This is a genomic window from Vibrio splendidus 12E03, from assembly GCF_000272105.2.
Taxonomy (GTDB): Bacteria; Pseudomonadota; Gammaproteobacteria; order Enterobacterales; family Vibrionaceae; genus Vibrio; species Vibrio splendidus_I.
The window spans coordinates 34970-49585 of sequence record NZ_AJZD02000300.1 but is presented as its reverse complement, the minus strand read 5'-3'; the positions used below and the strand labels follow the sequence as shown (position 1 = coordinate 49585).

Annotated in this window: 10 protein-coding genes; 7 read left to right on the top strand and 3 right to left on the bottom strand. The window is 46.8% G+C overall.

Features of this window, described 5'->3' with window-relative positions:
- On the bottom strand, positions 1–333 hold a 333-nt coding region (locus tag A142_RS19005; RefSeq protein ID WP_198928609.1), incomplete at its 3' end, for a cation:proton antiporter.
- A gap of 413 nt (positions 334–746) precedes the next feature.
- On the opposite strand from A142_RS19005, the gene A142_RS19000 reads away from it, so the two are divergent.
- The 4 genes from A142_RS19000 (at position 747) to A142_RS18985 (ending at position 4723) form a co-directional block, all read left to right on the top strand.
- Positions 747–1013 carry a DUF4212 domain-containing protein gene (locus tag A142_RS19000; protein ID WP_010435433.1) on the top strand — a complete coding sequence of 89 codons (267 nt, stop codon included), beginning with the start codon at positions 747–749 and terminating at the stop codon, positions 1011–1013.
- A gap of 10 nt (positions 1014–1023) precedes the next feature.
- Complete coding sequence (locus A142_RS18995) at positions 1024–2727, top strand: sodium:solute symporter family protein (protein WP_019820784.1); 1704 nt, start codon at positions 1024–1026, stop codon at positions 2725–2727.
- A 211-nt stretch (positions 2728–2938) separates the two neighbouring features.
- Positions 2939–3325, top strand: a complete 387-nt coding sequence (locus A142_RS18990) for a hypothetical protein (protein WP_019820783.1) — start codon at positions 2939–2941, stop codon at positions 3323–3325.
- 12 nt (positions 3326–3337) lie between these two features.
- Entirely contained in the window at positions 3338–4723 is a 1386-nt protein-coding gene (locus A142_RS18985) for a class II fumarate hydratase (RefSeq protein WP_019820782.1), read from the top strand.
- Between the two features lie 83 nt (positions 4724–4806).
- Here A142_RS18985 and A142_RS18980 read toward each other — a convergent pair whose 3' ends face one another.
- Both A142_RS18980 and A142_RS18975 read right to left on the bottom strand, forming a co-directional pair.
- Complete coding sequence (locus A142_RS18980) at positions 4807–8238, bottom strand: hybrid sensor histidine kinase/response regulator (RefSeq protein WP_032545340.1); 3432 nt, start codon at positions 8236–8238, stop codon at positions 4807–4809.
- A gap of 118 nt (positions 8239–8356) precedes the next feature.
- Positions 8357–9553 carry a 3-phenylpropionate MFS transporter gene (locus tag A142_RS18975; protein ID WP_019820780.1) on the bottom strand — a complete coding sequence of 399 codons (1197 nt, stop codon included), beginning with the start codon at positions 9551–9553 and terminating at the stop codon, positions 8357–8359.
- A gap of 232 nt (positions 9554–9785) precedes the next feature.
- Between A142_RS18975 and A142_RS18970 the strand changes: the two genes are divergently transcribed.
- The 3 genes from A142_RS18970 to acs all read left to right on the top strand — a co-directional run bounded on the left by A142_RS18970 (position 9786) and on the right by acs (position 14429).
- Positions 9786–11618 carry a DUF294 nucleotidyltransferase-like domain-containing protein gene (locus tag A142_RS18970; protein WP_019820779.1) on the top strand — a complete coding sequence of 611 codons (1833 nt, stop codon included), beginning with the start codon at positions 9786–9788 and terminating at the stop codon, positions 11616–11618.
- A 10-nt stretch (positions 11619–11628) separates the two neighbouring features.
- Positions 11629–12261, top strand: coding sequence for a 3'-5' exonuclease (locus tag A142_RS18965; protein WP_017062708.1), 633 nt, complete (start codon positions 11629–11631; stop codon positions 12259–12261).
- 218 nt (positions 12262–12479) lie between these two features.
- On the top strand, positions 12480–14429 hold the full coding sequence (acs, locus tag A142_RS18960) for an acetate--CoA ligase (RefSeq protein WP_009844693.1): 1950 nt from the start codon (positions 12480–12482) through the stop codon (positions 14427–14429).
- Positions 14430–14616: the final 187 nt, after the last annotated feature.

Genomic DNA, 14616 nt, shown 5'->3' with positions numbered 1-14616 from the left:
CGCCATTAAACCGGTTAGAGTCGCGGTACAGGCTACGCCTATTGTCGCTAATGAGAGCGACGGCCAAAACGCGACCTTGAAGCTTGCGACCTTGGTTCGCATACCGCCATCAAGCAAGATCACGGCAAGCGCGAGGTTACTCACCAAATAAGTCAGTGAGTAGTCATCAAAATTAATACCACCCGGACCATCTTCACCCGCCAACATACCAACGAACAAAAAGATCAAAAGAATCGGAACGCCCAATCGTGAGGACACTTGTGAGAAAAGCACACTGATGGTGATGAGCACCGCACCAGTTAAAAATAAGTGGTTGATAGTTATTGCGTCCAATTCGTTCCCCCAAAGAATAAAACTCAAGATATAGGCATGTTGATCTTCTGCCGCTAAGCATGGCACGGTCGATGAAAGTGCTTTAGTTACTATAACAAACTTATGTTTCCCTTCGTGTCATACGCAGGACTAAATACCGTTTCTCGGTCATTTAGTTGTTAAATTTTATGACTCGCACTCTAATTCATCCACTTTTGTTAGACCTTTGGCTAATTTAACAACCTTGTAACATCACATTTTTCTATGGTTCTGTCTCCTAACTCCCATATTTCAGTACATTAGCGCCAATACCATCCCGACTAAAGTTGCACAGATCCCTTGACTCATCCTTGCTACATTCTAAATCGTAACATTACGTTAACACGCTATTTTACAAAAACGGTTTCTACGAAAACGGAATAAAGGAGAAGGCAATGGCGTTCGAATCTACGGAACATGCTCAAGCCTACTGGAAGGAAAACTTGGGAATTATGGGAACACTGCTCGCGGTCTGGTTTGCAGTGTCTTACGGCGCTGGCATCTTATTTGTGGATGCCCTCAATACCGTTCAGTTTGGCGGGTTCAAGCTAGGATTTTGGTTCGCTCAGCAAGGTTCGATATACACCTTCGTGGCGCTGATATTTATTTACGTTGTTCGCATGAATGCGCTCGACAAAAAATACAACGTACAGGAAGACTAGAGGCTAGAACATGGATATTCAAACTTGGACGTTTATTCTCGTCGGTATTACTTTCGCGGTATATATCGGCATCGCAATCTGGGCTCGTGCAGGGTCTACGAGTGAGTTCTACGTTGCTGGCGGTGGTGTACACCCAGTAGCAAACGGCATGGCGACTGCAGCTGACTGGATGTCGGCAGCATCATTCATCTCAATGGCAGGTATCATCTCATTCGTTGGTTACGACGGTGCGGTTTACCTAATGGGTTGGACAGGTGGTTACGTACTACTTGCGCTATGTTTAGCACCTTACCTACGTAAGTTCGGTCAGTTTACGGTTCCTGATTTCATCGGTGAGCGTTACTACTCGAAAACAGCACGTATGGTAGCGGTATTCTGTGCAATCTTCGTATCATTCACGTACGTTGCAGGTCAGATGCGTGGTGTAGGCGTTGTATTCTCTCGTTTCCTAGAAGTCGACATTAACCTAGGTATCATCATTGGTATGGGTATTGTGTTCTTCTACGCAGTACTTGGTGGCATGAAAGGCATCACTTATACGCAGGTAGCTCAATTCTGTGTCCTCATTTTCGCCTTCCTTGTTCCAGCAATCTTTACATCAATCATGATGACAGGTAACCCACTTCCACAAATTGGTATGGGCTCTACGCTATCAGGCACAGATGTTTACTTACTTGATAAACTGGATGGACTTACCGAAGAACTCGGATTTACCGCCTATACCGAAGGTAACAAGAGCATGGTGGATGTATTCTTCATCTGTGCGGCTCTAATGGTAGGTACTGCGGGTCTTCCACACGTAATCATTCGTTTCTTCACTGTACCAAAAGTACGTGATGCTCGTATCTCAGCGGGTTGGGCTCTACTGTTCATCTCATTGCTATACACAACAGCACCAGGCGTTGCAGCATTCGCTCGTGTAAACATGATCGAAACAATCAACGGCCCTGACATGCAAGGTGTCGCAGCAGCAGACGCACCAAGCTGGTACAAAAACTGGGAAAGCACTGGCCTAGTAGGTTGGGAAGATAAGAATGGCGATGGCAAAATGTTCTACTCGGGCGATGAGCGCAACGAGATGAAGATCAACCGTGACATCATCGTACTGGCTTCTCCAGAGCTGGCGAAACTACCAAACTGGGTTGTAGCACTGCTTGCAGCCGGTGGCCTAGCAGCCGCACTATCAACAGCCGCGGGTCTACTATTGGTAATCTCAACGTCGATTTCACATGACTTGTTGAAGAAAGGCTTCAGACCAAACATGACCGACAAGCAGGAGCTGTTAGCCGCTCGTTTGGCCGCCATGGTCGCGATTGTCGGTGCAGGTTACTTGGGGATTAATCCACCAGGCTTTGTAGCACAGGTAGTAGCGTTTGCCTTCGGCTTAGCCGCAGCATCCTTCTTCCCAGCGATCATCCTAGGTATCTTCTACAAGAAGATGAACAAGGAAGGCGCGATTGCAGGTATGTTGTCAGGTATTGCCTTCACAGCAAGCTACATCATCTACTTCAAGTTCATTAACCCAGCAGCAAGCACACCTGAAAACTGGTGGTTTGGTATCAGCCCAGAAGGCATCGGTACGCTAGGTATGTGTCTAAACTTCGTAGTATCGATTGCTGTAAACAAAGTAACTGCTGAAGTGCCACAAGATGTACAAGATATGGTTGAGAACATCCGTTACCCGAAAGGTGCTGGTGAAGCTCACGACCACTAAGAAGCTCGCTACTTAGTGACTAGGATAAGAAGCACTTAGAAAATGAATCAGTACTTACATTGTAGGGATTAGGTACTGACTCAAGAAAGCCGATACTTTATGTATCGGCTTTTTCTTTTTTCCTGCCATTTTATAAAAAGACTAAAGAAAGGGTTGTTTTTAAATTCTCATTTGATAATAATTATCATTAACATCCATTAAAGAGATGCAAATGATGATGAAAGAGCAGCAGGTTCTCTATTCGAAATTTTACAAAGCACAGGATCGCTTTGCTTCATTAGAGCAAGTTCAAGGTAACGAACCGTTTGTGATTCGAGACTATATCGAATGCGCACTCACGCTTTCGGCTTACTATGAAAAGCATGCCGCTCAAGAAAATATCCTGTTGTGTGAACTGTACCTACGCCAAGTTTTCTTTCATTTAATTGAAGCGATTGAGTCTCCTAAGCGCAGTTTCGCCTTTCGTCATATCTGCCTAGACTCTATTCACTCACCACTATTTTATTTGAAGCGCCACTACTGCCAGCAACCTCAAGGCCAAGCGCGTTTTTTGAATCTCAGCCAAACACTCCAACAAGTCCAAGCCCCACTTGGCTAACAAGGATAGAACATGACCCTACAATTTCGGATTGAAAAAGACAGCATGGGCGAAGTTAAAGTCCCTGCCGATGCGCTTTACCAAGCACAAACTCAACGTGCAGCAGATAACTTCGCGTTTAGCTCGCACAAGATGCCGACCAGTTTTATTCAAGCACTGGCGTTCATTAAGCAGGCGGCCGCTGACACCAATGCTCAGTTGGGTTTATTGGAAGGTGATATTGCCAACGCGATAGCCGAAGCCAGCCAAGAGATCATTGAGGGCAAACATCTCGATCAATTCCCGATCGATGTTTACCAAACCGGTTCAGGTACCAGTTCCAACATGAATACCAACGAAGTGATTGCTACGCTTGCTTCAAGAAGCTTGCAAGGCGACGTGAATCCCAATGATCACGTCAACATGGGGCAAAGCAGTAACGATGTCGTGCCAACGGCGATCCAAGTGAGCGTTGCTTTGATGGCTGAAAATAAGCTGTTACCTGCACTAACTCACCTTGCGGAAGCACTCACTATCAAACAGCAAGAGCTTGCTGAGGTAGTAAAAACAGGTCGTACTCACCTAATGGATGCGATGCCCATTACCTTTGCTCAAGAGCTTGGTGGTTGGAAGTTCCAGATTGAACACGCCAAGCAAGCCATTCAAAGCAGTTTGCCAGCAATCAAGGCGCTTGCTCAAGGTGGCACAGCGGTAGGTACGGGCATCAATGCTGACCCACGCTTTGCCGATAAATTTGCGAGTAACCTGTCTCAATCGACAAAGATCAGTTTTAGCTCGAGTGAAAACTTCTTTTTTAACCTCAGCAGTCAAGACGCGATCGTTGCGCTCTCTGGTCAGCTCAAAACTGCAGCAGTTGCGATCATGAAGATCTCAAACGATCTTCGCTGGATGAACTCTGGTCCGTTGGCTGGCTTAGGGGAAATTGAATTACAGGCGCTACAACCAGGCTCATCTATCATGCCTGGAAAAGTAAACCCTGTAATTCCAGAAGCAGCGGCTATGGCGGCGGCGCAAGTCATTGGCAACGACACCACCATTACCGTAGCTGGACAATCAGGTAACTTCCAACTCAATGTGATGCTGCCAGTGATTGCTCATAACGTTCTAGAAAGCATTGAGCTGTTGGCAAATAGCTCAGTCGCTTTAGCGGACAAAGCCATCGCGACCTTCACGGTACGCCAAGACAATCTTGATTTGGCACTGTCAAAGAACCCAATTCTAGTGACCGCACTTAACCCTGTGATTGGCTACTTAAAGGCGGCTGATATTGCCAAGAAAGCTTATAAAGAAGGCCTACCAATTCTGGATGTGGCAGAAAGAGAGACCGATCTTAGCCGAGAAGAGCTCAGCAAGTTGCTTGATCCAACCACACTCACTCAAGGCGGTATCGCGGGTTAAAGTAAATCGGTCATCCATAACCGAGCGAACAGATCGAAAAAGGCCTCACCTGAGGCCTTTTTAATATCTAAGAGTTAATTAAACTAACTCACGCGATTCAAGACCGCTCTTAACTTAAGTGGCTTCACTGGCTTGGCAATAAAACTAAAGCTGTTGGCCTTTATCGCTGCCAACATGTCATCGGTTCTATCGGCACTGATGATGACACCTTCAAAAGAATCACCAAGGCGCAAGCGACACTGCTGTAATACTTCGAGCCCCGTTCTGCCATTATCCAAACGGTAATCAGAGAAGATCACATCAGGTTGCCAACCCTCATCTAGGCACTGCAAGCTTTCGACCAGATCAACCGCCGTCTTAACCTCACAGCCCCAACGTCCAATCAGATTTTCCATGCCGACTAAAATTTCTCGTTCATTGTCGACACACAATATCTTGAGATGTTCGATGTCGCTGGTCGCTATTGGCGTCGAAGCTTGCACAACTGGAGCCACTTTTTCCGCTCGAGCTAAGGTGATAGAAAAGACACTGCCTTGACCCGGCCATGAGCGCATCGAAATTTGATGACCAAGCACATGAGCAATACCTTTCGAGATTGCCAGCCCTAACCCCAATCCTTGATCGGCTCGTACTTGGCTGCCACGGGTAAACTCTTCAAAGATCTCTTGTTGCTTGTCTTCATCGATACCGGTTCCGTTATCCCACACATCAATTCGAACCTGTCCATTCACTCTTCTCGCACCCAGTACCACTTTCCCTTCCGGGTTATAGCGGAACGCATTGGTCAAAAAGTTCTGAATCACACGCCTTAACAGCTTAGGGTCAGAGTGAATGAACAATGACGATGGAATCATCTTAAACTCAATTTTCTGTTGTCTCGCTAGGGCACTAAATTCCGCATTTAAGTTGGTTAGCACATCGTGCACGGCAATCGCGTGAATGTTGGTTTCTAACTTTCCGGACTCCAATCGAGAGATATCCAACAAGTCACCAATCAAATCTTCTGCGGCGCCAAGTGCACTCTCGATGTGAGATGATAATTGCTTCACCTCTTGCTCTTTTGCTACCTCAGAAAGTGACGAAGCAAATAGACGTGCGGCATTGAGTGGCTGCATCAAATCGTGGCTTACCGCGGCTAGAAAACGACTCTTAGATTGTGATTCTTGATCCGAAATCTGCGTGGCTTTTACCAAACGATGATTCAGTTTTTCGAGCTCTTGAGTTCGCTCATGCACTCTCGATTCCAAGCTTTCATTGGCATCTTTTAGGGCTTGCTCTGCTTGTCGGAATACCGTGATATCGGTAAAACTCATCACAAAGCCACCACTTGGCATCGGGTTACCTTGCACCTCAATCACTCGACCATCAGGGCGAATACGAGAAGAAGTATGTCGAGTGCCTTGCTCAAGGTGATAAACACGGCGACGAACGTGATCTTCTGGGTCACCCGGACCACACAAACCCTGTTCGGCATTATGGCGAATCACATCGGAAATGGGGCGCCCAACCTGAATCAAACCCGCAGGAAATTCAAACAGCTCTAAGTAACGTTGATTCCACGCCACCAGCCTCATTTGTTTATCTATTACTGCGATGCCTTGGCCAATATGTTCAATCGCGCCTTGCAGTAAACCACGGCTGAAATCGTACAGTTCCGAAGCTTCATCCACGATGGTCGCGACTTCTTCAAGCTGCATGTTTCTTCCCTGCAAAGCGGAAGTAAGTACTAACTTAGCAGACGAAGCACCAAATACACCTGCGAGAACGCGCTCTGCGTGTCGAATCAGACTTGCAGGCGCTTGTTGATTTGGAAGCAGCGGCTGACCGTGTTGTTGCCAGTAGCTGTGTAAGGCACTTTTGGCACGCTTACGGCCTACAAAACGCGACGCCAACATCTCTAATTCAGCGACTGTCACGCGATTCTGATAGAGGCTGATATTCTCGTTCTCAGGCAGTGGCGTGCCAACAAATGCCGCCGATTGTAAGCGCTCACTTAGGCTTGGTCTTGTCGACATCGAAACCACGGCATAGCACAAGGTATTAAGCACAATACTCAGCACAATTCCCCAGTTTGAACTGCTGATATCCCAGCTGCTGAGCAACTCTGGTGGCGTGATAATCCACAATAAAAGGTTACTTTCACTGTCGCCGGCCAACATGCTGGTTTGGCTCATTAGGGTAATCAGCCAAATCAATGAGCCAACCATTAGACCGACATACACGCCCTTGCGGTTACCCGGACGCCAGTACAAACCACCGATAAGTGCTGGAGCGAATTGAGCAATCGCCGCAAAGGAAAGAAAACCAATCGCTGACAGTGAATGAATAGTATCGAGCGCTTGATAAAACAGCCAAGCACCCAATAACAGCAGTAAAATTAGTCCGCGGCGAATCACCAATAGCAGACCAGAAAAGTGTCGATGGGTTCTTTGGGTTAGGCGCATACGGCGCAGTAACAATGGCATCACTAAATCGTTCGACACCATGATCGCCAAGGCGATGGTCGAGACTATTACCATACCACTTGCCGCAGACGTACCACCAAGGAAAGCCAGCAAAGCAATGTGATTAGCGCCTTCTGCCATTGGCACACTGATCACGTAGGTATCCGCAGGCATGCCAGTAAGTAGCCCTTGTCCTGCCCAAGCAATTGGCAGCACGAACAGTCCCATCAAAATCAGGTAAAGCGGAAACAACCAGCGAGCGGTGTGCAGGTCTTGAGGACGTTCGTTCTCAACCACCATGGTATGAAACTGACGCGGCAAACAGACAATCGCCAACATGGTTAAAACGGTATGAATGATTAGAGTCGGAATATTCGGTGATTCGTAGGTGGAAGCCGCCACATCAAGCAGGTCGATTTTGTCGCTGCTCATCGCCAGATACATGATGAACAGGCCAACGATCAGGAATGCCGCGAGCTTAACGATGGATTCAAACGCCACCGCCATCATCATGCCACGGTGATGTTCCGTGTTATCAATGTGCCTAGTACCAAACAACATGGTAAAGATGGCCAACGCACCGACCACAAACCAAGATACATGATAATCCTGATAGCCAAAATCTTGAGCTAGGCTCGGAGCAACAATATCCAACCCCATTGTGATACCACGCAATTGCAGTGCGATATAAGGAAGAATACCGACCACAGCAATCACGGTGACGGCTACCGCCAAGCCTTGAGATTTTCCGTAGCGAGCCGCGATAAAGTCGGCAATAGAGGTAATGTGTTCACGCTTCGCTATCAAGATCAGCCGCGCTAAGATCCGCCAGCCGAGAGTGAAGACCAAAATAGGTGCGAGATAAATGGGTAAGAAAGACCAAGGGTTATTGCTCGCCTGACCCACCGTCCCATAGAAGGTCCAAGAGGTACAATACACGGCAATCGAAAGGCTATAGATCCACGGGCGCCAACGCGATAGCCAACGAACCTGCCTGTCTCCATACCAAGCGATCAGAAATAACACGCCCAAGTAGGCTAAAGAGACTGGAATTACTATCCATCCTTGCATTGAAAACCCTTTCTTCATCCATAAAAAAACCTCTCCATAAGGGAGAGGTTTCATTTAACTAAGGATGGGTGATTAACTCAATCGCATCGCTTAAATTCTGTGCTTTAGACTCTAATTATCAGCATTTGCTGTGAGATTCTGACTGTTCCGAATCTGATTGATTAACCTCAACCACTGAACTTCTTTCATCCAACTTAATGAACAGAGCAAGTGCACCCATTGCAGCCATACCCCAGAAGATATTTGCACCCCAAAGCTCATAACCCCAACCACTTAAGGTGGTCATTAATGCAATAAAGGCACCTAATGGAATCGCGTTATACAGAGCTTGTAGCGCAACCATCTTGTTTTGTTCTTCAGATTGGATGTATTGAATCGCGGCGATGTGTGCCATCGCAAAGGTCACTCCGTGCAACAACTGCACCATAACCAATGCGAAAATCGCTGTCGTTGATGCGGTAATACCCCAACGCGCCATCACCCCAATAGCCGCGACGACAAACAAAGTACGCAGTGACCAACCTGAGAATAATCGCTTACTCAGAGCAAATACGGCCACTTCAGCAACAACACCTAAACTCCACAAGTAACCGATGATCGCTTCTGAGTGACCCGCTTCTTTCCAATAAATCGCACTAAAACTGTAGTAAGCCGCATGACTACCTTGCAGCAGCGCCATCAAGGCTAAAAATTTTACCACTGACGACTCACGCAGCAGTTCGCCTAGTTTTGGTCGCACCGCTTGTTGCTCAGATTGCGTTACTGGCATCACGTTGGGATTTCTCATCGCCAGAATCAATGACAACAACACACCGGCGAGTGCAGTATACAAAATCATGTCGGTGCCAAATTGTGCCACCAAATAACCAACCACCGTTGAACCTGCGATAAAGGCAATTGAGCCCCAAAGGCGAGTTCGGCCGTAGTCGAGCATTTTCAAACGACTGTAATGGTTAGCCATCGCATCAGAAAGAGGAATGATCGGCCCACAACAGAGGTTAAACAGTACCGTTGCCAACAACATCAATATAAAACTGCCACCAGTGAAGAAGTGGAAGCCGACAAACAGCAACGCAGCGAAACTCAAACAGCGCAAAGCTGGCATCAAGTGTTCAACTTTATGGATACGTGGCGTAATCACTAGGTTAGCCACACAACGCGTCGCAAAGCCGATACCAATCAATACACCAATATCACCAGCAGACACGCCTTGGTCTTCAAACCACAACGCCCAAAATGGCAAGTACACGCCATACGCAAAAAAGAAACCAAGAAAATACTGAGAGATCCAGCCATAGGGTGAAGGGCTAAACATAAATGACCTATAAAGTGTACGGAAAAAGGCAGCACCAATTATGCCTATCTCGCATACGATGAAAAAGGGAATTATTACTGGGATAGTATTCCCATATTCAATGGGTCTGAATATCGCATTTCAACAAGAGATTTCATGCTCATCAATACCCATACTCGCATTTAGACTAAAGTCGTCTGGAGCTTCGCTGGTATTTTGTCAGACTGATTAAAGACTCCCATTTCTTCTTGTGATGCTTATGCCTGAAAAATTTAATATGCAGCACCCACCCTTCGATAGCCTGTCTGACTCTGAGCAGTTGAAGCTTCGCTCTTCATTAGACGTGGTGTATTACCGCTCTCAAGAAGTGATACTGGAAGCTGAAAGGCCGAGCCGACACCTGCATATTTTGATCAAAGGGGCAGTTGAAGAGCGCGCGAGCAGTGATGGTGAGATTTACGCACACTATGCCAATGACGATATTTTTGATGTCCGAAGCCAGTTTGAACCTCACACCAAACACCAATACATCGCGCTCGAAGATACATTAAGTTATCTGCTGCCCACCGAGATTTTTCTCGAGCTTTACCACGCCAATGGCCAATTCGCCGCCTACTTTGATAGCAACTTATCAACACGTAAAGCACTGATCGAAGCCGCCCAACAACAGCAGAATCTAGCCGAGTTTATATTGACCAAAGTGGATGACTCTATCTATCACCCACCACTGATACTTGAACCAAACCAACCGATCAACCAAGTCACTCAAACCCTTAAAGAACAAGGGTTAGACTCGGCCCTAGTTCATTTGGAACATGATGATCAAAAAGCTTTTGGATCATCATATTCCTTGCCGTATGGAATCGTCACTCGAACCAATTTATTGCATGCTGTGATGCTCGATAATTTCCCACTGGATGCACCTGTCGGTGAGATCGCAACGTTTCCGGTGATGCACGTGAACCAAGGCGACTTCTTATTTAACGCCATGATTACCATGACCAGAAATCGAGTAAAAAGGTTGATGGTTTGTGATGGTAAAAATGCGGTCGGCATGGTGGATATGACACAGATCCTCAGCGCATTCTCCACACACTCCCACGTTCTTACTTTGCGTATTGCGCGTGCCACCAGCGTTGAAGAATTGGCAATGGCATCCAACAAACAACGTCAACTGGTCGAGAGCTTGCTCAGTAATGGGATTCGCACACGCTTTATCATGGAGCTGATTTCTGCGGTCAACGAACAGATCATAGAGAAGGCTTTTGAGTTGGTGATCCCACCTGCACTGCATAATCATTGCTGCCTAATCGTGTTGGGTTCCGAAGGCCGTGGGGAACAAATTCTCAAAACCGATCAAGACAACGCTCTAATAATTCAAGATGGTTTGGAGTGGCATCAATGCCAAAGTGCCATGAACGACCTCACTCATACCCTTCAACAATTGGGTTACCCACTGTGCCCGGGTAACGTGATGGTCAACAATCCGAAATGGGTGCATTCAGAACAAGAGTGGAAACAAACCCTTACCCATTGGGTAAAAAAAGCTACGCCAGACACCGTGATGGATATTGCGATCATGGCAGATGCACACGCAGTAGCGGGTAATAGAGAGTTATTAAAACCTGTAAAGCAGCACCTCAGTGATTTAATGCTCGGACAAGAATTGATTCTGACGGAGTTCTGCCGCCCTGCCCTTAACTTCTCAGTTCCCCTGACCCTGTTTGGTAATGTGAAGCAATCCAAGTCAGGGCTCGATATCAAACAAGGCGGTATTTTCCCTATCGTGCATGGTGTGAGAGCGCTTTGCCTAGAGCATGGTGTCACGGTAAACAACACCTTCGAACGCATTGAGCAGCTGGTCAGCAAGAAAGTATTAGAGCAAAGTACTGCCGATAATCTCAGTGAAGCACTCAAGCAATTCTTTAAGTGGCGTTTAGCCCAAAGGCTTTCTCAGCAGCACAGCAGCAACAAGATTAACGTCAAACTAATGGAACGAGCAGACAGGGATCTGCTTCGACATAGCCTGCACGTGGTGAAGAAGTTCAAGCAATGGCTCGGCTACCACTATCAGATACGGGATTAGGCATTGAACGATGAATAGGTTGGTTCGCTATTACTGGCATCACAAGCTCAAAGGTTCTCTCTATCAGCCTCTGTTTACTGCGCCTATTGATCATGAATATGTATCGCTCGATTGTGAAACCACCAGCCTAGACCCCAATCAGGCAGAATTAGTCACTATTGCCGCGACCAAGATCATCGGTAACCGAATCATTACCAGCCAACCTTTTGAAGTCCGGTTGCGCGCCCCGCAATCGCTCGATTGCAATTCAATAAAAATCCACCGCATTCGTCATCAAGATCTAAAACACGGCATCGAAGAAAAACAGGCTTTAATCGAGCTACTGAACTTCATTGGAAATCGTCCTTTAGTCGGCTATCACATCCGCTATGATAAAAAAATTCTCGACCGCGCCTGTTTAAAACAGCTTGGATTTCCACTGCCTAACCGATTAGTCGAAGTGAGCCAACTCTATCAAGACAAACTCGAAAGACAGCTGCCTAATGCCTATTTTGATCTCAGCATGGACGCCATCTGTCGCCAGCTCGATTTACCGATACCGGTCAATAAACATGATGCATTACAAGATGCTATCTCCGCTGCGCTGATCTTTGTACGCCTGAAACATGGTGACCTGCCCCGTTTCAACTCTTCTTATTCTTAATTCAACCACTGGCGCTTCACATAGAGAGCAACATCTCAAAAATGAACTTAACTCGCTATTTTGTAAGTGAAAAGCAGCGTCTCATCCTAAAGTCTAATTGTGGAAATCGCCGTCCTAGCCGAGAGTGATAACACAACGACGGTTCTGTAATAGACCTAGAAACTGAACACAAAGGAAGTTGCCAGTTCATTAGGAATGTAGGCACAAGGAGAGATGCAATGAGTGAAGCCCACGTTTATCCGGTAAAAGAAAATATTAAATCAACCACACACGCGGATAATGACACTTACCTAGCCATGTACCAACAATCTGTTTCTGACCCTGAAGGCTTTTGGGGTGAACACGGAAAAATCGTTGATTGGATCAAGCCTTTCACACAAGTAAAAAACACCTCTTTCGATCCTGGCCACATTGATATTCGCTGGTTTGAAGATGGCACGCTTAACGTTTCGGCTAACTGTATCGACCGCCACCTTGCTGAGCGCGGTGATGAAGTCGCTATCATCTGGGAAGGCGATGACCCGGCTGATGATAAAACGCTAACTTTTAATGAACTACACAAAGAAGTGTGCCTATTTTCAAATGCTCTAAAAGAGCAAGGCGTGCGCAAAGGTGATGTGGTTTGTTTATACATGCCAATGGTGCCAGAAGCGGCAGTAGCCATGCTGGCGTGTACCCGTATCGGTGCGGTTCACACAGTCGTATTTGGTGGTTTCTCACCAGAAGCACTGTCTGGTCGTATTATCGATTCAAATTCTAAAGTCGTTATCACTGCCGATGAAGGCGTGCGTGGCGGCCGTGCGGTTCCACTGAAGAAGAATGTCGATGAAGCACTGACTAACCCTGAAGTGAAGAACATCGAAAAGGTTGTGGTCTTCAAACGTACTGGCGGCGATGTTGCTTGGCACGAACACCGTGACGTGTGGTGGCATGATGCTATCGCAAACGTATCGGCAGATTGCCCACCAGAAGAGATGAATGCGGAAGATCCACTATTCATTCTTTACACATCAGGCTCAACAGGCAAACCTAAGGGTGTAATGCACACTACAGGTGGCTACCTTGTTTATGCAGCCATGACCTTCAAATACGTATTCGATTACCAAGAAGGCGAAACCTTCTGGTGTACTGCGGATGTGGGTTGGATTACCGGTCACACTTACCTTGTTTACGGACCGCTTGCCAATGGTGCGAAAACCATCCTGTTTGAAGGCGTGCCAAATTATCCGAACACCAGCCGCATGAGTGAAGTGGTCGATAAGCACCAAGTTAATATTCTTTATACTGCGCCAACGGCTATTCGTGCATTGATGGCGAAAGGCAATGAAGCCGTTGAAGGTACTTCTCGTGACAGCCTAAGAATCATGGGCTCAGTGGGTGAACCTATCAACCCAGAGGCTTGGGAGTGGTACTACAAAACAATCGGTAATGAGCAGTCTCCAATTGTTGATACATGGTGGCAAACAGAAACGGGCGGTATCTTGATTGCACCGCTACCAGGCGCAACAGACCTCAAACCAGGCTCTGCAACTCGTCCATTCTTCGGTGTGCAACCGGCGTTAGTTGATAACATGGGCAATATCATTGAGGGTGCAACAGACGGCAACCTAGTGATTCTAGATTCTTGGCCAGGCCAAATGCGTACCGTTCATGGCGATCATGACCGCTTCGAACAGACTTACTTCTCTACATTTAAAGGCATGTACTTCACCAGTGATGGCGCTCGTCGTGATGAAGACGGTTACTACTGGATTACAGGTCGTGTTGATGACGTACTTAACGTCTCTGGCCACCGTATGGGTACTGCTGAAATTGAATCGGCTTTAGTCGCGTTCGATAAGATTGCTGAGGCTGCGATTGTGGGTATCCCTCATGATATTAAAGGCCAAGCGATTTACGCTTACATCACGCTGAATGATGGTGAGTTCCCAACCGCAGAGCTTCATAAAGAAGTGAAAGACTGGGTACGTAAAGAGATTGGCCCAATTGCAACGCCCGATGTACTGCACTGGACCGACTCTCTACCAAAAACTCGTTCGGGTAAAATCATGCGTCGTATCCTACGTAAAATTGCGACTGGCGATACAGGTAACCTAGGTGATACCTCAACCCTAGCCGACCCAAGCGTGGTTGATAAGCTGATTGCCGAGAAAGCCGAACTGGCATAAGCAACTAGTCACAGCAGCTAATCACTGTTTAAAACAGCACTTTCTAAACCGTCACCTATGTGGCGGTTTTTTTATGGCTGATCTTGATCTCAAATATCCCGCCCCAAATTAAGGCTAAGACGCTTTTTTGTTAAGTTGGTAACAATTCCAAGCTGTATCAATAGGAGATTAGACCAGTAAATTGCTG

What these genes read in the sequence shown, in the direction of transcription:
- A142_RS19000 (WP_010435433.1), top strand. Translation starts at nt 747, where the DNA reads ATGGCGTTCGAATCTACGGAACATGCTCAAGCCTACTGGAAGGAAAAC.
- A142_RS18995 (WP_019820784.1), top strand. Translation starts at nt 1,024, where the DNA reads ATGGATATTCAAACTTGGACGTTTATTCTCGTCGGTATTACTTTCGCG.
- A142_RS18990 (WP_019820783.1), top strand. Translation starts at nt 2,939, where the DNA reads ATGATGATGAAAGAGCAGCAGGTTCTCTATTCGAAATTTTACAAAGCA.
- A142_RS18985 (WP_019820782.1), top strand. Translation starts at nt 3,338, where the DNA reads ATGACCCTACAATTTCGGATTGAAAAAGACAGCATGGGCGAAGTTAAA.
- A142_RS18980 (WP_032545340.1), bottom strand. Translation starts at nt 8,238, where the DNA reads ATGCAAGGATGGATAGTAATTCCAGTCTCTTTAGCCTACTTGGGCGTG.
- A142_RS18975 (WP_019820780.1), bottom strand. Translation starts at nt 9,553, where the DNA reads ATGTTTAGCCCTTCACCCTATGGCTGGATCTCTCAGTATTTTCTTGGT.
- A142_RS18970 (WP_019820779.1), top strand. Translation starts at nt 9,786, where the DNA reads ATGCTTATGCCTGAAAAATTTAATATGCAGCACCCACCCTTCGATAGC.
- A142_RS18965 (WP_017062708.1), top strand. Translation starts at nt 11,629, where the DNA reads ATGAATAGGTTGGTTCGCTATTACTGGCATCACAAGCTCAAAGGTTCT.
- acs (WP_009844693.1), top strand. Translation starts at nt 12,480, where the DNA reads ATGAGTGAAGCCCACGTTTATCCGGTAAAAGAAAATATTAAATCAACC.